At 64.2% G+C, this 19866-nt stretch carries 21 protein-coding genes; 10 read left to right on the top strand and 11 right to left on the bottom strand.

The window, feature by feature from the left end:
* Nucleotide 1: 1 nt before the first annotated feature.
* From V5B40_RS03655 to V5B40_RS03645, 3 genes are read right to left on the bottom strand one after another with little or no spacing between them, the layout of a single operon-like run.
* On the bottom strand, nucleotides 2–1168 hold the full coding sequence (locus V5B40_RS03655) for an NAD(P)/FAD-dependent oxidoreductase (RefSeq protein ID WP_332353284.1): 1167 nt from the start codon (nucleotides 1166–1168) through the stop codon (nucleotides 2–4).
* A 53-nt stretch (nucleotides 1169–1221) separates the two neighbouring features.
* Nucleotides 1222–2754, bottom strand: a complete 1533-nt coding sequence (locus tag V5B40_RS03650) for a sensor histidine kinase (RefSeq protein ID WP_332353283.1) — start codon at nucleotides 2752–2754, stop codon at nucleotides 1222–1224.
* Nucleotides 2741–3424, bottom strand: coding sequence for a response regulator (locus tag V5B40_RS03645; protein ID WP_332353282.1), 684 nt, complete (start codon nucleotides 3422–3424; stop codon nucleotides 2741–2743). The genes V5B40_RS03650 and V5B40_RS03645 overlap by 14 nt, the downstream gene beginning before the upstream one ends.
* Nucleotides 3425–3786: 362 nt before the next feature.
* Between V5B40_RS03645 and V5B40_RS03640 the strand changes: the two genes are divergently transcribed.
* The 5 genes from V5B40_RS03640 to V5B40_RS03620 all read left to right on the top strand — a co-directional run bounded on the left by V5B40_RS03640 (nucleotide 3787) and on the right by V5B40_RS03620 (nucleotide 7649).
* The gene (locus V5B40_RS03640) at nucleotides 3787–4101 is read left to right on the top strand and encodes a DUF485 domain-containing protein (RefSeq protein WP_169066182.1); all 315 of its coding nucleotides are present in this window, start codon (nucleotides 3787–3789) and stop codon (nucleotides 4099–4101) included.
* Nucleotides 4101–5789: a cation acetate symporter gene (locus V5B40_RS03635; RefSeq protein ID WP_332353702.1), complete on the top strand. Its 1689-nt coding sequence runs from the start codon at nucleotides 4101–4103 to the stop codon at nucleotides 5787–5789. The genes V5B40_RS03640 and V5B40_RS03635 overlap by 1 nt, the downstream gene beginning before the upstream one ends.
* A 255-nt stretch (nucleotides 5790–6044) precedes the next feature.
* Nucleotides 6045–6623, top strand: a complete 579-nt coding sequence (locus V5B40_RS03630) for a DUF1415 domain-containing protein (RefSeq protein WP_332353281.1) — start codon at nucleotides 6045–6047, stop codon at nucleotides 6621–6623.
* Nucleotides 6624–6630: 7 nt separating this feature from the next.
* Nucleotides 6631–7041 carry an alternative ribosome rescue aminoacyl-tRNA hydrolase ArfB gene (gene arfB / locus V5B40_RS03625; RefSeq protein WP_332353280.1) on the top strand — a complete coding sequence of 137 codons (411 nt, stop codon included), beginning with the start codon at nucleotides 6631–6633 and terminating at the stop codon, nucleotides 7039–7041.
* 68 nt (nucleotides 7042–7109) lie between these two features.
* The gene (locus V5B40_RS03620; RefSeq protein ID WP_332353279.1) at nucleotides 7110–7649 is read left to right on the top strand and encodes a DUF924 family protein; all 540 of its coding nucleotides are present in this window, start codon (nucleotides 7110–7112) and stop codon (nucleotides 7647–7649) included.
* Nucleotides 7650–7735: 86 nt separating this feature from the next.
* On the opposite strand, the gene V5B40_RS03615 is transcribed toward V5B40_RS03620, so the two are convergent.
* Nucleotides 7736–7972: a thioredoxin family protein gene (locus V5B40_RS03615; RefSeq protein ID WP_169066186.1), complete on the bottom strand. Its 237-nt coding sequence runs from the start codon at nucleotides 7970–7972 to the stop codon at nucleotides 7736–7738.
* 127 nt (nucleotides 7973–8099) lie between these two features.
* On the opposite strand from V5B40_RS03615, the gene V5B40_RS03610 reads away from it, so the two are divergent.
* From V5B40_RS03610 to V5B40_RS03595, 4 genes are all read left to right on the top strand, one after another.
* Nucleotides 8100–8432, top strand: coding sequence for a winged helix-turn-helix transcriptional regulator (locus V5B40_RS03610; RefSeq protein WP_291996132.1), 333 nt, complete (start codon nucleotides 8100–8102; stop codon nucleotides 8430–8432).
* Between the two features lie 153 nt (nucleotides 8433–8585).
* Entirely contained in the window at nucleotides 8586–8999 is a 414-nt protein-coding gene (locus V5B40_RS03605) for a secondary thiamine-phosphate synthase enzyme YjbQ (RefSeq protein ID WP_332353278.1), read from the top strand.
* 58 nt (nucleotides 9000–9057) lie between these two features.
* Nucleotides 9058–9936, top strand: a complete 879-nt coding sequence (locus tag V5B40_RS03600; RefSeq protein ID WP_332353701.1) for an NAD(P)-dependent oxidoreductase — start codon at nucleotides 9058–9060, stop codon at nucleotides 9934–9936.
* Nucleotides 9936–10814 carry an NAD(P)-dependent oxidoreductase gene (locus V5B40_RS03595; RefSeq protein ID WP_332353277.1) on the top strand — a complete coding sequence of 293 codons (879 nt, stop codon included), beginning with the start codon at nucleotides 9936–9938 and terminating at the stop codon, nucleotides 10812–10814. The genes V5B40_RS03600 and V5B40_RS03595 overlap by 1 nt, the downstream gene beginning before the upstream one ends.
* A 39-nt stretch (nucleotides 10815–10853) precedes the next feature.
* Here the strand turns inward: V5B40_RS03595 and V5B40_RS03590 are convergent, their stop codons facing one another.
* The 4 genes from V5B40_RS03590 to V5B40_RS03575 all read right to left on the bottom strand — a co-directional run bounded on the left by V5B40_RS03590 (nucleotide 10854) and on the right by V5B40_RS03575 (nucleotide 16808).
* On the bottom strand, nucleotides 10854–11072 hold the full coding sequence (locus tag V5B40_RS03590) for a hypothetical protein (RefSeq protein WP_332353276.1): 219 nt from the start codon (nucleotides 11070–11072) through the stop codon (nucleotides 10854–10856).
* A gap of 317 nt (nucleotides 11073–11389) precedes the next feature.
* A complete protein-coding gene (locus tag V5B40_RS03585; protein ID WP_332353275.1) occupies nucleotides 11390–14359 on the bottom strand; it encodes an Hsp70 family protein in 2970 nt (989 codons plus the stop codon).
* A 5-nt stretch (nucleotides 14360–14364) separates the two neighbouring features.
* The gene (locus V5B40_RS03580) at nucleotides 14365–16239 is read right to left on the bottom strand and encodes an Hsp70 family protein (RefSeq protein WP_332353274.1); all 1875 of its coding nucleotides are present in this window, start codon (nucleotides 16237–16239) and stop codon (nucleotides 14365–14367) included.
* Entirely contained in the window at nucleotides 16236–16808 is a 573-nt protein-coding gene (locus V5B40_RS03575; protein WP_332353273.1) for a DUF2760 domain-containing protein, read from the bottom strand. The genes V5B40_RS03580 and V5B40_RS03575 overlap by 4 nt, the downstream gene beginning before the upstream one ends.
* Before the next feature lie 394 nt (nucleotides 16809–17202).
* On the opposite strand from V5B40_RS03575, the gene V5B40_RS03570 reads away from it, so the two are divergent.
* A complete protein-coding gene (locus V5B40_RS03570) occupies nucleotides 17203–17439 on the top strand; it encodes an NAD-binding protein (RefSeq protein ID WP_434735825.1) in 237 nt (78 codons plus the stop codon).
* A 2-nt stretch (nucleotides 17440–17441) separates the two neighbouring features.
* Here V5B40_RS03570 and V5B40_RS03565 read toward each other — a convergent pair whose 3' ends face one another.
* From V5B40_RS03565 to V5B40_RS03555, 3 genes are all read right to left on the bottom strand, one after another.
* Nucleotides 17442–18005: a toll/interleukin-1 receptor domain-containing protein gene (locus V5B40_RS03565; RefSeq protein ID WP_332353272.1), complete on the bottom strand. Its 564-nt coding sequence runs from the start codon at nucleotides 18003–18005 to the stop codon at nucleotides 17442–17444.
* Nucleotides 18006–18096: 91 nt separating this feature from the next.
* The gene (locus V5B40_RS03560) at nucleotides 18097–18489 is read right to left on the bottom strand and encodes a hypothetical protein (protein WP_332353271.1); all 393 of its coding nucleotides are present in this window, start codon (nucleotides 18487–18489) and stop codon (nucleotides 18097–18099) included.
* A gap of 324 nt (nucleotides 18490–18813) precedes the next feature.
* Nucleotides 18814–19860: an NADP-dependent oxidoreductase gene (locus V5B40_RS03555; protein ID WP_332353270.1), complete on the bottom strand. Its 1047-nt coding sequence runs from the start codon at nucleotides 19858–19860 to the stop codon at nucleotides 18814–18816.
* Nucleotides 19861–19866: the final 6 nt, after the last annotated feature.

Raw genomic sequence — 19866 nt, 5'->3', positions numbered from 1 at the left:
GTCAGCCGAATCGCCCTGCGTGCTGCTTGCTGGCCGCCGCTGCCACGCCAACCGCGTGTGCGGCGATCGCGAGGCACGCAGTCAAGCCGGGCGATTCGATGCCAAACAGGTTGACCAGCCCGGGGATGCCGTGTTGGGCCGGTCCCTGGATCAGAAAATCGCCTGCCGGCGCACCGGGTCCGACGATTTTGGGACGAATTCCGGCATAGGCCGGCGTCAAGGCATTGTCCGGCAAGCCTGGCCAGTAGCGGCGAATCTCGGCATAGAAAACGTCGGCGCGCCCGGGGTCGACGCGGTAGTCGAGTTCGCCGATGGCCTGGCCTGGCGTCGGCTCCGGCAGCCACTCGACGTCCGGGCCGAAGCGTGCCTGGCCGCCGAGATCGAGCGTCAGGTGCACTCCCAGGCCGCCGGCCTCGGGCAGCGGATAAACCAGCCGCGAGAACGGCGCGCGCCCGCTCAGCGCGTAGTAACTGCCCTTGGCGTGGAAGTTCGCCGGGATCAGCGCTTTTGGGAAGCCGGCCAGCGCAGCGGCCACCTGCGGCGCCCACAGGCCGGCGGCGTTGATCACCAGTCTGGCCTTGAAGCGCAGGCTGTCGGCGCCGCCGCTTTCGAGCACCATGCCCGGCGCGTTCGCGTCAAGCGAGCCGCGCTGCAGGGGACTGTGCAGCGCCAGCGAAGCACCGGCGCCCTCGGCGTCGCCGAGCAGGGCCAGCATCAGGCCGTGGCTGTCGACGATGCCGGTGGAAGGTGAGAGCAGGGCCGCCGTACATGCCAGATCAGGTTCGAGCGCGCGCGCCTCGGCGGCACCGAGACGCCGCAGGTCCTCCACGCCGTTGGCCTCGCCCTGCTGCTGCAGCGCTGCCAGCCTGCTCTCCTGGGCTGCCGAGGTAGCAACGATCAGCTTGCCGCAACGTTGGTGGCTGATCGCGTGCGTCGCGCAGAACTCGTAGAGTAGCTTGCGGCCAGCCACGCACAGCCCCGCCTTCAGCGAACCGCTCGGGTAGTAGAGCCCGGCATGGATCACCTCGCTGTTGCGGGCGCTGGTCTCGGTGCCGAAAGCTCCGTGGCGTTCGAGAATCACCGTCTCGAATCCGCGTCGCGCGAGTTCGCGCGCGCAGGCCAGGCCGACGACGCCGGCACCGATCACCACCGCTTCGATGCTTTCCATAATTCGCTCTCCCGCTGTCGAGCGGGCATTGTAGCGCTGGCTGTCGCTGTTGTTCAGGCAGATCGGCTGGCCATCGAAACTGTCGCTGGCTTGGCTGGCAAGCGCACCTGGATGCAGGTGCCTTCACCGTCCGCACCGCTGGCGACGGTGATCGAACCGCGGTGACCATCAACCGTCTCCCGCGCGATCGCCAAACCCAACCCACTACCGGTAGCCGGGGCGTCGGGCAAGCGATGAAAACGCTCGAATACGCGTTCGCGCTCGTGCTCGGGAATACCGGGGCCGTTGTCGGTGACGTCAATTTCGACGACGTCACCGACGCGTTCGCAGCGCAGGGTGACCTGTCCGCCGGCGGGCGTGTATTTGAGCGCGTTGTCGACCAGATTGGCGATCAGCTCGCGGAGCAGCGTCGGATCGCCGGCCAGCGTCGAAATATCGCGCTGCATGCCGAAGTCGATTTTCTTCTCGTCGGCGATACGCAGCCAGTCGTCCAGCATCTCGTCGATCAGCTTTGCCAGATCAACCGACGATGCGTTCGCCATCAGATAGTGCGCTCCCTCGGCGCGGGCCAGCGCCAGTAACTGATTGGCCAGGCGAGTGACGCGTTTCACCGACTGGCGCAGATTCGCGGCGACCGTCTGGTCGCTCTGCTGGCTGCGCAGCAGCTCGATCTGGACTTGCAGACCGGCGAGGGGGGTGCGCAACTGATGCGCGGCATCCTGCAGGAATTCCCGTTGCGCGGTGTGCGCGTCCTGCAGGCGCGTCAGGAGTGCATTCAGCGCCCGCACCAGCGCGTGGATTTCCAGTGGCACCTGGTTCAGATCGACCGGGGCGAGATCCTCGCCGGAACGCTCGGCAAGCTCGGACTGCAGGTGATGCAGCGACGCCAGGCCGGAGGTGATTCCGTAGCGCACGACGGCGGCGATGGCGGCGAGCACCAGAAACACCGCCAAACCGAAGCCGAGCAACAGATCGCGAATGGCCGCACGGCGCTTGCCCAGTGTTTCGGCGACGGTGACGTAGATGCCTTGGCCGTCGACAACGGGGTGGAAACGCACCCCGCGTATCGTTTGATCACGGAACTGGGCGTCAAAGAACGAGATTCTCGACCCCGTGGCGGTGGCACCAGCGCTCGTGGGGGTCTCCAGAAACGGTGTCGGCGAGCCGGCCGCAGCGCCGCTTTCGGAAGTCTCCGGCGGTGGCAGATCGACGTCTCCGGCGATGATTCGGCCGAAGTCGTCGCGAACCCGGAAGTAGATGTCGTCTACCGTGTCGGTACGCAGGAGCGCTTCTGCCTCAGACGACAGGGCGATGGTGACCTCGCCATTTTCCACCCGGGCCCGGTTGGCGATGCCGTTCGCCAGGTTCGACAGACTCTGGTCGTAGGCACTGCTGACCACTTTCTCGGCCGCTCGATAGCCGAATACTCCACCCGTCAGCAGGGCGGCGGCGATCGGCAGTACCAGCGCTCGCAGCAGACTGCGCCGGAGGCTGGTACCAGCCCGCCTTGGGGTCGCGCCGATCTCGCTGCCTGCTTCTCCGGAATTGATTGCGGCGCCTGCCTTGCTCGTGCTAGCGGTTTGCATCGTGCCGCGTCTTGTTGGCCACACCGCCGGTGACTTCCAGACGGTAGCCGAAGCCGCGCACGGTGCGAATACTCAGGCCAGCTGCTTCCAGCCGGCGGCGCAGGCGGTAGACGTAGACTTCCAGGGCGTTGACACTGCCATCACCTTGCAGCCGTTCCTTTGGCACCGTATGCCCGTCAGCCGCGGCAAGAGTGCTCAGCAGATCCCATTCGCGGCTGGAAACGATCAAGGGCTGTTCTGCCAGCGAGGCGAATCGCCCCTGCATGTCCATCGACAGCGGGCCAAACTCGATTCGCCGGGCAACGTTATTGGCACCGCGACGCGTGGTTGCTCGCATGCGCGCGGTCAGTTCGGCGAGCTCGAAGGGTTTCGACAGGTAGTCGTCCGCACCGAGGTCCAGCCCGTAGATTCGATCGTCGAGGGCATCACGTGCGGTAATCATGATCACCGGCAGCGCTTGGCGGCGCTCCCGGATGCGGCGCACGATTTCGTAGCCGCTCAGTCCTGGCAGGCCGACATCGACGAGAACGATGTCGAAGTTCTTTTCCTGCAACAAGCGATCTGCTGCCATGCCATTGGCTTCAACGACAACGCTGTCTCCTTGTCCGGCGAGGAAGGTGGCAATGCCATCAGAGAGCTCCGGATCATCTTCTATCAACAGGACAAGCATCAAGGACCTCGATGGGCAGGCGGGCAAAGACAAGGGTAAGAGAGCGCGGCCCTCCCCGGAAAAATGCATATAGCATCGCGTGTGCAAGCGGCGCGTCAGCGATTGTACGCGGCGAACGCGGCGCGGACCATGTGCTGTGATGCGCACCAGCAGCGTCCCGCGCAAGTCGGCCAGGCGAAATCGATCAGAACACCAGCGGTCATTTTAAGGACCTGTTAAGAGTTTGCTCAGAATCGTGTAAGTAACTGTTAATAAACGAGAAAAAATAAAGTATGTAAGCCCGGCGTAAGTTCGGAGGCCTACCTTCGCCGCGGCAGTCAGCGTGAATGATTCGACAAACCGTTCCCCTCCGAGGAGGCAACATGAAAGACGACGACCTGGTTGTGCGTATCGCCGCCAACCCGAAGTACAAGAAACTGGTGAGCATGCGCTCGACCTACAGCATCGTCATGACCGTCCTGATCATGGCGATCTACTATGGATACATTCTGCTGATTGCCTTCGACAAGGAGTTTCTGGCAAGGAAGCTGGCCGATGGCATGGTCACTTCGATCGGTATTCCGATGGGCGTTGGGGTCATCGTTCTGACCATCGTCATCACCAATATCTACGTCCGCCGTGCCAACTCCGAGTTCGACGACCTGACCGCCGAAATCATCCATGAGGCCCATCAATGATGATTGCCAAAACCATACGCAACAGCCCGGTGATCCTGCTTGGCTTGCTGATCGCCGGTGTCGCCGTGGCTGCTGGCGGCGATCTCGGTACCACGGTAAAGCAAGAAACCAATTGGGTGGCGATCGCCATGTTTGGCGCCTTCGTGGTCATGACCCTGTTCATCACCAAGTGGGCGGCAAGCAAGACCAAGACGGCGGCTGACTTCTACACCGCCGGTGGTGGCATTACCGGCTTCCAGAACGGTCTGGCGATTGCCGGCGACTATATGTCTGCCGCGTCCTTCCTGGGAATTTCCGGCCTGGTATTTGCTAACGGTTTTGACGGCCTGATCTTCTCGATCGGCTGGCTGGTCGGCTGGCCGGTGATTACCTTCCTGATGGCTGAGCGACTGCGCAACCTCGGCAAGTTCACCTTCGCTGACGTCGCTGCCTACCGTTTCGCGCAGACGCCGATCCGCATCTTCGCGGCGTCCGGTTCTCTGGTCGTCGTCTGCTTCTACATGATCGCGCAGATGGTTGGTGCGGGCCAACTGATCAAGGTGCTCTTTGGTCTCGAGTACCAGTACGCAGTGATCATCGTCGGCGTGCTGATGATGTGCTATGTGTTGTTTGGCGGCATGACGGCAACCACCTGGGTGCAGATCATCAAGGCGATCATGCTGCTTTGCGGCGCAAGCTTCATGGCCCTGGCCGTGCTCTGGCAGTTCAACTTCAATCCCGAGGCACTTTTCGCCAAGGCGGTTGAAATCCACACCAAACACGATGCCATCATGGGGCCTGGTGCGCTGATCAAGGATCCGATCTCGGCGATCTCGGTCGGCATGACGTTGATGTTCGGCACCGCCGGTCTGCCGCACATCCTGATGCGCTTCTTCACCGTTCCAAGCGCCAGAGAGGCACGCAAGTCGGTGGGCTGGGCAACCACCTGGATCGGTTACTTCTACATCCTCACCTTCATTATCGGCTTTGGCGCGGTCGTCCTTCTCACCCAGGATCCCGGTGCGTACTACGTCGATGGCGATCTGGCCAAGGGTTTGAAGGGCGGCGGCAACATGGCGGCCATCCACCTGGCCAACGCCGTCGGTGGCAATGTCTTCCTCGGCTTCATCTCCGCGGTCGCTTTCGCCACCATCCTGGCCGTGGTTGCCGGTCTCACGCTGTCCGGTGCGTCGGCGGTGTCGCACGATCTGTACGCGACGGTGTTCTGCAAGGGCAAGGCGGATTCGGCTGCCGAACTGCGCGTCTCGAAGATCACCACTATCTGCCTGGGCATCATCGCCGTGATTCTGGGTATCGCCTTCGAGAAGCAGAACGTCGCTTACATGGTGATGCTCGCTTTTGCCATCGCCTGCTCGGCCAACTTCCCCGTGCTGTTCATGTCGGTACTGTGGAAGGACTGCACGACCAAAGGGGCTGTGGCTGGTGGATTCGTCGGTCTGATTTCGTCTGTTGGCCTAACCATCGTTTCGGCGTCGGTGTGGGAGGCTGTTCTGGGCAATCCGAAGGGCTCGGCGTTGTTCCCATACTCCTCGCCGGGCCTCTTCTCGATGTCGGCTGCTTTCCTGACCATCTACCTGGTTTCCAAGATGGATACCAGCAAGCAAGCACAGCTCGAACGCTCGCTTTACCCCGCGCAGAAGGTCCGCTCGGAAACCGGCGTCGGTGCCGCAGGTGCTTCTGGCCACTAAGCAGTTCTCAGGCGCCCGTTGAACGGCAAGACGGCCCGTCTTTCGCGGGCCGTTTTTTTCGTGTGAGCTGTGTTGCAGGGTTCTGTCGCGCATTTGTCGCTGAGCTACGTTTTGCCCGCTGTGCGCTGAATCGCTACACTGGCGGGGTGCTGCAGCCTGGCGACGAAAGTGGTACCAATGTCGGCCAACGCCTTGCCAAGCCGACCGACGAGAGAACGCGACCGCCACGACGCAATAACGAGAGAACGCCTGACCATGTCCCCCCCAGCCAACGCCAGCCACCAACAAGCCATCGCCGCAACACGGCACTGGCTGCAACGGGCGGTAATCGGCCTTAACCTCTGCCCCTTCGCCAAGGGCGTGCACAGCAAGGGGCAAGTGCGCTACGTGGTCAGCGATGCGACGGACGACGAAAGCCTGCTCGCCGATCTGGAACGTGAACTGCACGCCTTGGCGGCGGTGGCGCCGGATGAGATCGACACCACGCTGCTCATCCACCCCCGGGTGCTCAACGACTTTGAGGACTTCGTCGCTTTCCTCGACCTGGTCAATGTCGTGCTCCGAACGCAGCAACTCGAAGGCATCCTGCAGGTCGCCAGTTTCCACCCCGACTACGCTTTCGCCGATACCGACGCCCACGACATAACCAACTGCACCAATCGCGCACCATTCCCGACCCTGCATCTGCTGCGCGAAGCCAGCCTTGACCGCGCGGTCGCCGCTTTTCCCGACGCCGCCTCGATCTACGAGCGCAATAGGGAAACGCTGCGCGATCTCGGCAGCGACGGCTGGCAGGCGCTTGGCGTCGGTGCGCCGCCGGACGACGGGAAGTAGGTCGCCGATGTCAGCGCCACGCATCGAACTGCGCGAGAGTGAAGTCGAGTTCATTGCCATCCGCGCCCAGGGCGCCGGCGGCCAGAACGTCAACAAGGTCTCGACCGCCATTCATCTGCGCTTCGATATCGCTGCCTCGTCGCTGCCCGACGAAATCAAGGAACGCCTGCGGCAGCTGCGCGATCAGCGGATTAGTGCTGACGGGGTGGTGATCATCAAGGCGCAGGCGCATCGCAGCCTGGACCGCAATCGCCTCGACGCGCTCACCCGCCTGCGCGAACTGATTGCCCGCGCAGCGTTCACGCCGACACCGCGGCGCCCGACCCGGCCGACGCGCAACTCGCAAATCAGGCGCGTCGACAGCAAAGTCAAGCGCGGCGCGGTGAAGCTGCTGCGTGGGCGGGTCGACGAGCACTAATCGATCATCAGCATGGCCACCAAGGGAGCCGCAATGTTCATTTGCCATTCAGCAGCGGGTGCCAGCGCATGACGCCCGCCGATGTCCTCGCTTTCTGGTTCGAAGAGACAAGGCCAGCGCAATGGTGGGCCAAATCCCCCGACTTCGATCGCCTGATCGAGGCGCGTTTCGAAGCGCTGCATGCCGCTGCCAGCCGTTGCGAGCTGTACGCCTGGCGCAGCACCGCCGACGGCCGACTGGCCGAGATCCTCGTCCTCGACCAGTTCCCCCGCAACATTTTCCGCGATCGCCCGGAATCCTTCGCCACCGACGCGCTGGCGCTGGCTCTCGCCCAGGAAGCTGTCGCCGCCGGCGCCGACAGCGCCATCGACCCGGCGCGCCGCGCCTTCCTCTACATGCCCTACATGCACAGCGAGTCGCCGCTGATTCACGCCCAGGCGGTCGAACTTTTCGCCGCGCCGGGAATGGAGAGCAACCTCGCCTTCGAATTACGTCACCAGGCGATCATCGACCGCTTCGGCCGCTATCCGCATCGCAATGCCATCCTCGGGCGACAGTCGACCCTGGAAGAGATCGAGTTCCTGAAAACGCCGGGGTCGGGGTTTTAAGTGGGCGCGTTAGCGCTGGCCAAAGAAGGTAGCACTTCGCGTATCGGTTTTCGCATGCCGCTCTGCTGGCCCGAGAAATCACAAATCTATTTCAGCGCCTCGATGCCGGCACCAAAATTGATATGGAACACGGTGCCATCGAGTACCAGTGCCGGTACCGACTGGACGCCAGCGGCTTCGGCTTCCTGAACACGTGACTTGCTCTCGCCGAGGTGGACGACCTCGACGTCGTAGCGTGCGGGATCAAGCGCCTTGGCCAGGTTTTGTTCGGCAGCGACACAGACCGGGCAGCCGGCGTGATAAAAGGTGGCATTGGTTTTCATGATCGTTTACTCCTGAGTGGATCGGGTTTCGTGCCAGAAGCACACGATCATTGTAGGTAGGGATCTGCTACTCCAAAAGCAGGCACTTTTCGGTGCCCCGGTAACTTTCTGGTGTAAATCATTGGCCATGAACGAAATAAATAATTCATCTCGATCGGCGCCATCACTCTACCGCCACCTCGAAGAAGTGGTGGGTTGCAAATGGTCGGTGTCCGTCCTGATGGCCATTGCCGAGGGTGTTTCACGGCCCGGTGGTCTGGAACGCCGCGTTGCAGGGATTTCGAAAAAAATTCTTTCCGAGCGCCTGCGCAAGCTGACTTCATACGGCTTGCTGGACAAGCAGGTTTTTCCGGAAGTACCGCCGAGGACCGTCTATTCACTGACATCGAACGGCCACAAACTGATCACTATCATCGCTCAGATAAAATCCCTGGATGTTCAAATGGCCAGTGATCGATAGCGCGCGTCGCCGCTGGAATGGCGTGCGGGCTGCTGTGGCGCCCGCCGCATTCCCGGCGAGGCTTTCCGCAGCAAGCCTGACCGCTGCGATGCCCTTATACTTTGCGAGGGCCCCGCAAGGAGCGCGCGCCGGCAAGCGAGGAGGGAAACAGACATGGCTTATCAGCAGAGTTTTGACGTTCATAGCCGTGGTCGCGGCAGCATCGAGATTACTGCCGAAGTGGCGCGGATCGTCCGCGCTGCAGGGATGCCGATCGGCCTGGCGAACATCTTTGTCCAGCACACCAGTTGTTCGGTGGTGTTGACCGAGAATGCGGATCCCTCGGTGCGCCGCGATCTGGAAACCCTCGCCGCGCGCTGGGCGCCCGATGGCGACGCCGCCTACCATCATGACAGCGAGGGCGACGACGACATGGCGGCGCACGGGCGCAACATCCTGGCCGGCTGCTCGGTGAGCGTCCCCGTTGCCGGGGGCTCGATGCTCCTCGGGACCTGGCAGGGGATTTACCTCTGGGAGCATCGCACGCTCTCGCACCGCCGCCGGGTGGTGGTCACGGTCGTCGGCTGATGGCCGTTTTTGTTAAACTCGAGCGTTTTATCGTCTGGCGACTGGAAAAGGAATGGCAATGAAAATCGGATTCATCGGCCTGGGTATCATGGGGCGCCCGATGGCGCTCAACGTGCTGGGCGCGGGGCATCAACTGACCGTCTGGGCGCGTCGTGCCGAGTCGATGCAGCCCTTGCTCGACGCCGGCGCCAGCGCGGCTGACAGTCCCGCCGGCGTGGCCGGCACGGTCGATTTGGTGATCTCGATCGTCGCCGATGCCCCCGACGTCGAGCAGGTGATGCTTGGCGAACAAGGCGTGGCCAGCGCCGCTCGGGCAGGGCTGGTGGCGGTGGACATGAGCACCATCCGCCCGGCGGCGGCGCGCGACATCGGCGCTCGCCTGCGCGAGCAGGCTGTCGACTTCCTCGACGCGCCGGTTTCCGGCGGCGAAGTCGGGGCGATTGCCGGCAGCCTGTCGATCATGGTCGGCGGTAGTGTCGCCGCTTTCGAAACGGCACGACCGGCTTTCGAGTGCATGGGCAAGAACATCGTGCATGTCGGCGATGCGGGGGCCGGGCAAGTGGCCAAGGCGGCCAATCAGATCATTACCGGCGCCGGTGTGCTGACCGTCGCCGAAGCGCTCAATTTCGCGGCCAGGAGCGGGGTCGATCCGGCCAAAGTGCGCGAAGCGCTGCTCGGCGGCTTTGCCTATTCGAAGATCCTTGAGAACCATGGCCAGCGCATGCTCGACCGCAACTTCAAACCGGGCTTCAAGTCCTGGATGCATCAGAAGGACATGAACATCGTCATGCAGAGCGCGCACGAACTGGGCATGTGCCTGCCGGTGGCGGCGGCGACCGCGCAGATGTACAACGCAATGGTCGGTTCGGGGCTCGGCGAGGAGGATTCGGTCGCCATTCTCAAGCTTCTGGAGCGCCTGTCGGGCGGCGAAGACTGATGCACATCGGTTTCATCGGTCTCGGCGTGATGGGTCGAGCCATGGCGCTGAACCTCTTGCGTGGCGGCCATCAGCTGGCGATCTGGGCGCGCCGACCGGAGTCGCTGCAGCCGCTGCTCGCCGCCGGTGCCGTCGCTGGTGCGACGCCGGCCGCCGTCGGCCAGCGCAGTGAAGTGGTATTCACCATGCTCACCGCCGGTGCCGATGTCGAGTGCGTGGCGCTGGGGCTCGATGGCCTGGCCGACGGGCTCGCTGCGGCTTCGCTGCTGGTCGACATGAGTACCATTGCGCCGGGCATGGCGCGCTCGCTGGCCCAGCGCCTGGGCGAGCGTGCCATCGACATGCTCGATGCACCGGTATCCGGGGGTGGCCAGGCAGCCATCGCTGCCAGCCTGGCAATCATGGTTGGCGGCAAGGCCGCGGTACTCGAGCGGGCGCGCCCGCTGCTGGCGCTGCTCGGCAAGACGATTGTCCATGTCGGCGACAACGGCGCCGGACAGGTGGCCAAGGCGTGCAATCAGATGATCATGGTCGGCGCGATTCAGGCGATTGCCGAGGCCTTGCACTTCAGTGCCGCGGCCGGTGCCGATCCGGCCAAAGTGCGCCAGGCGCTGGCGGGTGGTTCGGCCGGCAGCCGTGCGCTGGAAGCCATGGGCGGGCGAATGGTCGATCGCGATTTCGCCGCCGGTGTCGAAGCGCGGCTGCATCACAAGGACTACGGTATCCTGATGGACGAAGCGTATCGCCTCGGCGTGCCACTGCCGCTGGCCGCACAGGTCGGGCAGCAACTCAATGCACTGATGGCCATGGGTTGGGGCCGCTCCGACACCGCCTCGCTGCTGCGTGTTCTGGAAGCAAGCCGGCGCGCTGCCGGATGAGACGGTCTGGCCGTTGCCTGGCTGGCCTGGCTGGCGACACTAGTCGACAGGGATGATCAGCTTGTCCCAGCCTGAGCCTTCTTCGCCGCTGTGGGCTTTCTTGCTGCGGGCAAGCGTTGCCAGGCGCGCTTCCATTGCGGCGATCGACTGGTCGGTAAACTTGAGTTTGCGACGGTCGGTACCGCAGCGGCGTTCAGGCGCACCTGGCGGGCGCTGCAGTTGCTCCTGGCGTCGGTCTGGTCCTCGTTGCGTGCGCATTTTACTCACTCCTTGAAAATCGCGACATCATCGCCCTAGTGAAGTGGTACTCCAAAGGCCCTCCGCCAAACCCCAAGGGCCCGTGCCCCCTTTGCGCAACCACGATTGCAGCGCTGTGCGGGCGATCACCCATAGTGTTATACCCCTTACCCGTCGGCATTATCCAGAAAACACCGCTTGAATACCAATGCAGCAAGCTTATGGCAAGGATGTGTGGCTTATGACCTCCCTCTCCAGCGCCTCCTGCCTGGCTCGTCCTGCGGGCGACGGACCACACGCACCATTGCACCATCGCACCATCGCACTATTGGCATGGCTCAGCTCCTACCCGCTGGCGCAGACTCGGCCGGCGGCGCTGTCTGTGCTCGCCCATCGTCGTGAACCAAGCGCAAGCCGGCCGGCAAGGACTCGCCAAAAGCGCGGCGTTCGTCGGCTTTGTCGAGTTCGACGACGCTACTGATCTGCTCGACCCAGTGGCTATTGGCATTGATCGCGCTCAGCCGCGCGACGACGCCCGCGCGGATGCTGTCGGGCAGGTCGCGTGAGCGATCGCCGGTCAGGCGGGCGAGTTGGGTGGCCGCGAAAGCGGCCGGCTCGACTTTTTTCCAGTCCACGGCCAGCAAGCCTGCGAGCCAGCGGCAGGCGTCTTCGGCCGGCACTACCTGGTGGGCGCTGCCGTAGAGCGGTTGGCGTGCGCCGAGGCGGCCGAGAGCCCACCAGCCGAGTGGTTTCTCTGACCCACTGACCAGGCTGTCGAGCAGCCAGTCACCGACTTCGATCTTGCGTTCGACGGGCAATCTTTCGAGTGAAGCGACCAGGCGCAGCATGTCGTCGTGGCTACCGCTGATCGGTGCGGGCTGGCGCTTGCGGGTTTTGACGGTCTCGCTCTGCAGCGGAGGCAGGAGTTCGGCGAGCAGAAGCTCCTGCGTCTCCGCCGCCAGGCCCCCGGAGGCACGCCGCCACAGCGTCCACCACTCGGACCAGTTCTGGCTTTCATTCACGTACTGGATACCTTGTGACAGCAGCGCAGTCAGTTGCTCGATCCGCCAGTCGTCGATAGCGTCGCCAAAGCCCGGGCGCAGGCAGTAGCCAGCGAGGTTGAGCCACAGACGCTCGTGTTCCGGCGAGCGCCGCCGGCGTCGGGCGCGTTGCAGCAGGGCGTCGAAAAGGGCACGCAGCAGCGGCATCTCCCAGTCGTCGCGCTTGCCGAGCAGATGTTCGAGCTGGCCGCGCAGGCGGCGCACTTCCTTGTTGTCGACGGCCTGCGAACGGCCGCCGAAAATATGCTCGATGGACTTCACCGCATCGGCGAAGCGCGGCGGCAGGACTTCGGACGAGGCCGTCGTCGCTTCGCCGTCGCTGCGCAACTGAAATTCGAGCAGCCAGCGACGAGCCGGGTTGTCGATGCTGACACAGTGCAGTTCCAGGCTGCCGACCTCGGTGATGCCGGTGATCAGTTCGACGCGCACTTCGCGCTGTGTGTTGCCGGCCTGCGGCTGGACGACGGTGGCAATCGGCGGCAGGCGGACGAAATCTTCATCGTCGAGGGAGGCGATTTGACCCGGCTGATAGCGCGTGTCGGCCACCGACGAGGCGAGATAGAAGCGCACCGGCTGACCCAGGCGCAGGCTGAAAGTACGTTCCGGCAGGCGGATTTCGTGCCCTTCCTCGCTGCCGCGCGGCAGGATGCAGATGCCGCGTCGCTGCTTGCTGCCTTCTTCGAGGACCAGGAAGTAGCTGCGCGCCGAGCCGCCGCCGATGCGTCGCCCGTGCCCTTGGCGGACCAGCGCGTAGGCGACTGCGCCGCGGGCGACAGCAATGTCCGGGTTGTCGTTGTGCAGCAGGCGCAGCGGCGCGCCGCGCCAGTCGGCGAGAGTGGCTTGCAGGCGCTCGCTCAGCGCCTCGGCACGAAAGACGCCGCCGTTGAAGAGCACGCTATCGGGTACCGGCAGGCGCTGTTCGACCGGCGGCTGTTCGTCGCCCGCTTGCTGCTCTGCTTGTTCCTGTGCTTGCGCTTCTTGTGCTGCAAGCGGTGTTTCCTGCTCGGCGAGGGCGCGCTGCGCCGCGTCTTTGTGGCGCCTGAGAAAAGCGGCGACATGGCGGGTGATCGCCGGATCGGCGGGGTAGGGCAGTCCGAATTCGACCAGCCCGGCGCGCCGCTGCAGTACCGGCTGATCGACGGCGACGCGCGGCATGAAGCCATCGACGACCATGTTCAGCACTTCCTGGCGCTGCAACTCGATGCTGCGCGCGCCACCGATCAGCTTGGCGCCGCCGCCGAGCAGGGTCAGCAAGACCGATTCGGGTGCGCCAGGCGCCAGCAATTGTTCCTTGGCGGCGCGGCAGCGCGCCGTCAGCTGCGAAAAACGCGCCGCCGACAGTTTCTTGCCGCCACTCTCCGGCAGGCGCGATTCGACCAGGTGGGCCAGCGCCAGATCCATATTGTCGCCACCGAGCATCAGGTGGTTGCCGACACCGACGCGCGTCAGCTCCGGCTCGCCGTCCTTGAACGCTACCTGAATCAGGGTCAGGTCAGTGGTGCCGCCACCGATGTCACAGACCATCAGCAGCCGCGTTTCGGCGAGCTCCGTGTCCAGGCTTTGCTGATGGCGGAACAGCCAGTCGTAAAACGCTGCCTGCGGTTCCTCGAGCAGGCGCAGCTTGGGCAGGCCGGCTTGCCGCGCGGCTTCGACGGTCAGCGCCCGCGCGCCTTCGTCGAAGGAAGCGGGAACGGTCAGGATCACCTGCTGCTGTTCGAGCGGTGCCTGCGGGAAGCGGTGCCCCCAGGCGGCGCGAACGTGCGCCAGATAACTGGCGCTGGCGGCGACCGGCGAGACCCTGACGACAGCCGCTTCGGCACCCCAGGGCAGGATGGGCGCCATGCGGTCGACCGAGGCGTGCGACAACCAGCTTTTGGCGCTGGCGACCAGGCGACCGGGAACCTGCGCGCCGAGTTCGAGCGCGAAGCGGCCGGTGAGGGCGAGTTGAGCGCCCTCGCCAGGGTCGCCATCGTCGCCATCATCGGCACTTTCGCCATCTCCAGCCGTGTCGCCGACTTTCCCGCCACCTGCCTCGGCCGGCCATGGCAATTGCAGATCGCCAGGGCTGAGCTCGCCGGCCGCCGGATGAAAGCGCACCGAAGGCAGTAGCGGCCGGGCGGCGACTTCGCCGGCGCCGACCAGTTGCTCGATCTCGAAGAGCTCGACCTGCTGCCCTCCGGGCGCGGCATAAGCGACAACGGTATTGCTGGTTCCGAGGTCGATACCGACGATGTACTGCTGCTTCACGGCCCTCAGTCCGCCACCTTGGCGACAGCGTCGGCACTACCGCCAGCGTCGCGCGCGTCAAACTCGACTTTCCAGCGCTCCGGGCCATCGTGCGGCAGCGCTTCGAGTTCGAGCGTACCGGCCTCGGTGACGCGCGCGTGCAGCTTGACGCGGACCACTTCGCCATCGGCGCGACCTTCGGCGGGCAGCGTCGTCTGGATCTCGGCGAGCTCCTGCAGTTCATCGGGCTCCCAGTCGGCGAGCAGGGTGCCGACCTGATCCTGGCGGCGAACCGACGAGCCGAAGAAGCGGAAGCGCACCGCTTCGCCGACGACCAGCCCGAACTCCTGCTCCGGAAGCGCGGCGTCGCTGCCTTCCTCCATGCCGAACGGCGCCAGGCACAGCGCCTGCACCGGTGGTTGCATGCCGGGGACTGCCGGCATCACCGACTCGATGGCCACATAGTAGGAACGCGCCGTGCCGCCACGGATGCGCACCCCCTGGCCGCGGCGCACGTAGCCGTAGTAGGCACCGCCACGGGCGACGGCCAGATCGAGGTCGGCGCCTTCGAGCGGGCGAGCCGGTGGCGCGCCTTCGGCAGCCAGCCAGGAGTTGATCGTCCCCAGCGTGCGCTCGGCGAGCAGTTCCGACTTGAAGACGCCGCCATTGAACAGCACCGCCGTCGGATGCAGGAAAGTCGCGCCATCCGGCAAGGCACCGGTGAAGCCTTCGAGATCGGCCGTCGCGGCGACCTGGCGAGCCAGGAAAGCGGCCAGGTGACGGGTGATCGCCGCGTCGTGGGCATAGGGCAGGCCGAGCTGGGTCAGACCGGCGCGACCGCGGACCTGCGGACGGTCGCCGATGGCGGCGTCGGGGAAGAAGCCTTCCAGCAGGGTGGCAGTCAGTTCGGCGCGCGTCAGTTCGCTGCGCAGCGAGCCGCCGATCAACTTGGCGCCGCGGCTGGCGATGATCAGCGGCACTTCGCTGAGTGAGGCATCGTTGAGCAGCGCTTCCTTGGCCGAGCGGCAGGAATGGGTCAGCGCCCGCAGTTGCCAGGCGTCGGTCTTGATGCCCTGGGCGCCGAGCTTGCTGGCGACGGCAAAAGCCAGGGCCAGATCCATGTTGTCACCACCGAGCAGGATGTGCTCGCCGACCGCGACCCGGTGCAGTTCGAGGACGCCATCGCGTTCGAGAACGGCAATCAGCGAGAAGTCGCTGGTGCCGCCGCCGACGTCGGCGACGAGGATGATCTCGCCCGGCTGCACCTGCTTGCGCCAGCTGCCGGCGCTTTTCTGAATCCAGCTGTACAACGCAGCCTGCGGCTCTTCGAGCAGGATCATGTGCTTGCAGCCCGCCGCCTTGGCCGCTTCGGCACTCAATTCGCGTGCCGCCGGATCAAAGGAAGCCGGGATGGTGACGACGATTTCCTGCTCGGCGAAAGGCGCCTCGGGATGGGCATCGTCCCAGGCGGCGCGCAAATGGCTGAGGTAGCGCAGCGAGGCTTCGAGTGGCGACAGGCGCGCCACTTCGGGCGGTGCGTCGTGCGGCAGGATGTCCGCGCGCCGGTCGACGCCGGCGTGGCAGAGCCAGCTCTTGGCACTCGACACCAGCCGTATCGGCGTCGCCGCACCGCGGCTGCGCGCCATTTCACCGACCGCATAGTCCTGCTCGGCGGTCCACGGCAGGCCGAGGTCACCGGGCGCGAGTTCGCTGGCATGCGGCAGGTAGATGAAGGACGGCAGCAGGCCCGGCGACTCGACCGAACCGGGGGCCGTCAATTGTGGGATCGGCAGTACTTCCTGCGCGACGTTCTCGCCGTCGCTGTTGGCGATGTCCACGTAGGACAGGGCGCAATGGGTGGTACCGAGATCGATACCAATGGAAAATTTTGCTTCGCTCATAGTTCAACCTCCGCCGGAGCGACGATATGTAGATCGTGGCTGCCGGAAAGTTTGGGCAGGCGGGTTTCGATAACTCGCCAGCCGCGGTGTGTGATGTGGCCGTTGAAGGGCGGCTCGCCGACGACATTGCCGGTGATGCGAATCGCCGCAGCGTCGAAACCTTCCGGCAGGGTAATCGCGCTGCCTTCGTCTTCCTCGCGTACCGGGTCGATGCTGAAATTGTCGACCAGCACTTTGCGACAGCCTTCATGGACCAGGCGGGCGGCCGCGCCGACATCGGCATCGCCATAGGCGGCGACGTCCTCCTGGATAAAATCGATGAAACGGGCCTCGCGCTGCAAAAGGCCGAGAAGCTGCAGGGCGCCATCGGGGGCAGCTTCCTTGAGTGCCGGCGCCGCAGGCTTCGTCGCGGCGCTCGCCGCTGCCGTGTCTTTGGCCTTCTTGCGTCGGCGCTCGGCCAAGCGTAGCGCCTGGACGCCGCCAGCGAACTCGCTATTGCCAATGATCTTGAAGAAGCTGGCGATGGCAATGCCGATTCTGCTGAAAAAGTGTGGATTGTCTGGCTTCATGGGTGGGTCCTGGTATGTGCCGCCGCAGCGGCTCGGTGACAGGCTTCAAGACCCGGCTGCGGCAGCGCCAGAGCTGGCTGCTGTTTCGCGTCGGGAGTTGAGAAAGTGTGCGTAAAGAGGGCAAAGAATGGCAGGGCTTTTCTTCTGGCTTGCGCATGGTAGCCATGCTCGCAGGGGTACGCAACGCCGGGCGGGAAGTCTGCCCGGGCGCGTGGCGCTGGACATTGTCCGTCAGGCGGCCATGTTGCGGTGCAATATAAACCATTTTGGCGATTTCGGGTAGATGCCGCCGCGGCTGCGTCATTCAGCAAGCCGCCGTCGCTTGCCGCCTTCTGCGCCTTCCTGAAGGCCCTTGGCGTGAACGGATCGTAGGCTACGCCAGGCCAAGCGTCCAATGATGCTCGTCGAGGGGATCAGCTGCACGATCCTCGACCACGACGCAGAAATGGTCGAGGCCGCGTGCAGCTTCGGTTTTCGGGTCTTCTACGGCGATGCTTCTCGACTCCACCTGCTGCGTACGGCCGGGGCGGCTAGCGCGCGGGTGCTGGTCCTGGCGGTCGATGACGGCGAACAATCGCTGAACGGGTGCGCACTAGCTACCCACCCCGCGCATCGTCGCTGCGCTTGGTAATTCTAGAGCGTTGTGTGAACGTCCCGGGCAGCAAGGGACAGTTGATCGAGGCGTTCTTCGACGCAAACGCATTGATTCAATGTCTGCAGCCACAAGGGAAGGCTGGGGCTTACGCTTTTCCAGTAGAGCGGGATCAGCAGACCGAAGCCTGCGCGCTTGTTGCGGAGCCGGGCGATGTTCAGCTCTTCCTGGCACTCAGGCGATGCAAAATATGCCGGGCTGAGGATGGACACGACTTTTCGGCAGCTCTCGATGGCTCGATCGATGTCGTCCTGGTACGACTTGCCTTTCTGAATCGAGAGGCGAAAATCGAACACGGTCGCCGTTGGGTCGATTACCGCGAGTTCGCGCTTGAACGCGTCGGCGGCGTTTGCATTGTGGCTGCTGAAGCTCAGAAACACATCGTAGTATTGGGCAACTGGCGGCGGGGCGCTGAGGGACGCGCCTCGTGTCCGCGAGGCATCGTCGCCCTGATCGACCTTTTCCATTAAGGCCACCAACGCTGGCATGCGACTTCGATCGCGCTCGAAGATCATCAGCTCGGAGATGGGCAGGCCACGGCGCATCCATTGAATCGATGCGTCCAGGAGTGAGCCCATCATCACCAGCGGTGACCAGCGTTGATCGCCCGAGCTGAGAATGGGCATCGCTACGCGTCTATCCTCTTCTATCGGACAGGAAGGGGAAGAGGCCGCGAAACAGCGCTCCCACCGCCTCGGGAGGGCTGCCAAGCTCGCGGGGCTCGAAGACGGCGAGACGCCGCGCGCCGCGCCATGCCGAGTGATCGGCGAGTTCGTGAGAAAGCCAGAAGCCGGATGTGTGCCGCAGATCGACGGCTTTGTGTCGCGCCAGTTCCGCCACCGACACACCACTTCTCTGTAGCGCGCCGATTAGCGATGTGGGAGTCGGGACATAATCGTCGGGAAAGGCGGATGCGACGAGAAGATCGACCGCATCGTTTAATCCTAGCTCGGTGAGGTCGCCGTGAACGAGTGATATTACCCGCTCGGTTTGACCGTCAAACACCTTGATCGAATGTACTGTTTCCATCGCAGCCTCCGGGTTTCCTGTTGATCTGAATCAGCTCTGGATCAGATCTTTCACTAATCGACCACGGTGCCGTTGTCGCTGGCAGTTCACGTTTCAGCTTTTTACGATACCGCAGACCCCTTGCTCAGCGCACTTGTGCGCGCGCCTCGGCGTGAGCGACCCTGATAACACCTATCGACTGACGGATTGCGGCTGAGTTCGCCGCGCCGTCCTCGCCTGCGTGGGGGCGACCATCAGCTGACATGGGGTCCAGCGTGGGTGGATTGACAAGGGGCGAGGGGCTTTTTGTTTGGCGGGCGGGCGGGTGGTCCTGACGCGGCTTGGTCAGGCGGGCGCGACTTGGACCAGGAGTTTGCCGAAGTTGCGGCCTTCGAGGAGGCCGATGAAGGCTTGCGGAGCATTTTCCAGGCCATCGACGAGGTCTTCGCGGAACTTGATTTGTCCGGACTTGATCCAGGCGCTCATCGCGGTGAAGAACTCGCCGTAGCGATCGCCGTAGTCGTCAAAAATGATGAAGCCCTGCATTTTGATACGTTTGACCAGGAGTGTGCGGGTGAGCAGGCCGAGGCGGTTCGGGCCGGCTGGCAGTGCCTGGTCGTTATAGTGGGCGATCAAGCCGCACAGGGGAATGCGCGCGCGGACCTTGAGCAGCGGCAGCACGGCATCGAAAACGGCGCCGCCGACATTTTCGAAATAGATGTCGATGCCTTGCGGGCAGGCTTCGGCAAGCGCTTGTGGCAAGTTCTCGCCGTGGTGATCGATACAGGCGTCGAAGCCGAGTTCGTCGATCACGTAACGACATTTTTCGCTGCCGCCAGCGATGCCGACGACGCGGCAGCCCTTGAGTTTGGCAATCTGACCGACCACGGCGCCGACGGCACCGCTCGCCGCAGCGACGACGACGGTCTCGCCCGGTTGCGGACGGCCGATGTCGAGCAGGCCCATGTAGGCGGTGAAGCCGGGCATGCCAAGTACGCCGAGGGCCAGCGACGGTCGTGGCATGGCTGGATCGAGCTTGACCAGGCCGCGGCCATCGGAAAGCGCGTAGTCCTGCCAGCCGGAGTAGGCGAGAACCAGGTCGCCCGCGCGATAGTCGGGATGCTGCGACGCTTCGACCTGTGCCACGGTGCCCCCCGGCATGGCTTCACCGATACCGACCGGCGCGGCGTAGGAGGGTGCGTCGCTCATGCGGCCGCGCATGTAGGGATCGAGTGACAGGTAGAGCGTGCGCAGCAGCAACTGGCCGTCGGCAGGCTGTGGGACTGGCGCTTCGTCGAGGCGGAAATTGTCGCTGCGCGGCGCGCCGACGGGGCGCGACGCGAGGACGATGCGCCGATTGCGGGCGCCGTCCCGGGCAACTGGCTTGTTCATTCACAG

Origin of the sequence: Candidatus Accumulibacter meliphilus (genome assembly GCF_036625345.1) — a bacterium.
Classification (GTDB): domain Bacteria; phylum Pseudomonadota; class Gammaproteobacteria; order Burkholderiales; family Rhodocyclaceae; genus Accumulibacter; species Accumulibacter meliphilus.
Note: the sequence above shows the minus strand (reverse complement) of the source record. Positions and strands in the feature narration are given on the sequence as shown.

What these genes read in the sequence shown, in the direction of transcription:
- V5B40_RS03655 (WP_332353284.1), bottom strand. Translation starts at nt 1,168, where the DNA reads ATGGAAAGCATCGAAGCGGTGGTGATCGGTGCCGGCGTCGTCGGCCTG.
- V5B40_RS03650 (WP_332353283.1), bottom strand. Translation starts at nt 2,754, where the DNA reads ATGCAAACCGCTAGCACGAGCAAGGCAGGCGCCGCAATCAATTCCGGA.
- V5B40_RS03645 (WP_332353282.1), bottom strand. Translation starts at nt 3,424, where the DNA reads ATGCTTGTCCTGTTGATAGAAGATGATCCGGAGCTCTCTGATGGCATT.
- V5B40_RS03640 (WP_169066182.1), top strand. Translation starts at nt 3,787, where the DNA reads ATGAAAGACGACGACCTGGTTGTGCGTATCGCCGCCAACCCGAAGTAC.
- V5B40_RS03635 (WP_332353702.1), top strand. Translation starts at nt 4,101, where the DNA reads ATGATTGCCAAAACCATACGCAACAGCCCGGTGATCCTGCTTGGCTTG.
- V5B40_RS03630 (WP_332353281.1), top strand. Translation starts at nt 6,045, where the DNA reads ATGTCCCCCCCAGCCAACGCCAGCCACCAACAAGCCATCGCCGCAACA.
- arfB (WP_332353280.1), top strand. Translation starts at nt 6,631, where the DNA reads ATGTCAGCGCCACGCATCGAACTGCGCGAGAGTGAAGTCGAGTTCATT.
- V5B40_RS03620 (WP_332353279.1), top strand. Translation starts at nt 7,110, where the DNA reads ATGACGCCCGCCGATGTCCTCGCTTTCTGGTTCGAAGAGACAAGGCCA.
- V5B40_RS03615 (WP_169066186.1), bottom strand. Translation starts at nt 7,972, where the DNA reads ATGAAAACCAATGCCACCTTTTATCACGCCGGCTGCCCGGTCTGTGTC.
- V5B40_RS03610 (WP_291996132.1), top strand. Translation starts at nt 8,100, where the DNA reads ATGAACGAAATAAATAATTCATCTCGATCGGCGCCATCACTCTACCGC.
- V5B40_RS03605 (WP_332353278.1), top strand. Translation starts at nt 8,586, where the DNA reads ATGGCTTATCAGCAGAGTTTTGACGTTCATAGCCGTGGTCGCGGCAGC.
- V5B40_RS03600 (WP_332353701.1), top strand. Translation starts at nt 9,058, where the DNA reads ATGAAAATCGGATTCATCGGCCTGGGTATCATGGGGCGCCCGATGGCG.
- V5B40_RS03595 (WP_332353277.1), top strand. Translation starts at nt 9,936, where the DNA reads ATGCACATCGGTTTCATCGGTCTCGGCGTGATGGGTCGAGCCATGGCG.
- V5B40_RS03590 (WP_332353276.1), bottom strand. Translation starts at nt 11,072, where the DNA reads ATGCGCACGCAACGAGGACCAGACCGACGCCAGGAGCAACTGCAGCGC.
- V5B40_RS03580 (WP_332353274.1), bottom strand. Translation starts at nt 16,239, where the DNA reads ATGAGCGAAGCAAAATTTTCCATTGGTATCGATCTCGGTACCACCCAT.
- V5B40_RS03575 (WP_332353273.1), bottom strand. Translation starts at nt 16,808, where the DNA reads ATGAAGCCAGACAATCCACACTTTTTCAGCAGAATCGGCATTGCCATC.
- V5B40_RS03570 (WP_434735825.1), top strand. Translation starts at nt 17,203, where the DNA reads ATGATGCTCGTCGAGGGGATCAGCTGCACGATCCTCGACCACGACGCA.
- V5B40_RS03565 (WP_332353272.1), bottom strand. Translation starts at nt 18,005, where the DNA reads ATGCGCCGTGGCCTGCCCATCTCCGAGCTGATGATCTTCGAGCGCGAT.
- V5B40_RS03560 (WP_332353271.1), bottom strand. Translation starts at nt 18,489, where the DNA reads ATGGAAACAGTACATTCGATCAAGGTGTTTGACGGTCAAACCGAGCGG.
- V5B40_RS03555 (WP_332353270.1), bottom strand. Translation starts at nt 19,860, where the DNA reads ATGAACAAGCCAGTTGCCCGGGACGGCGCCCGCAATCGGCGCATCGTC.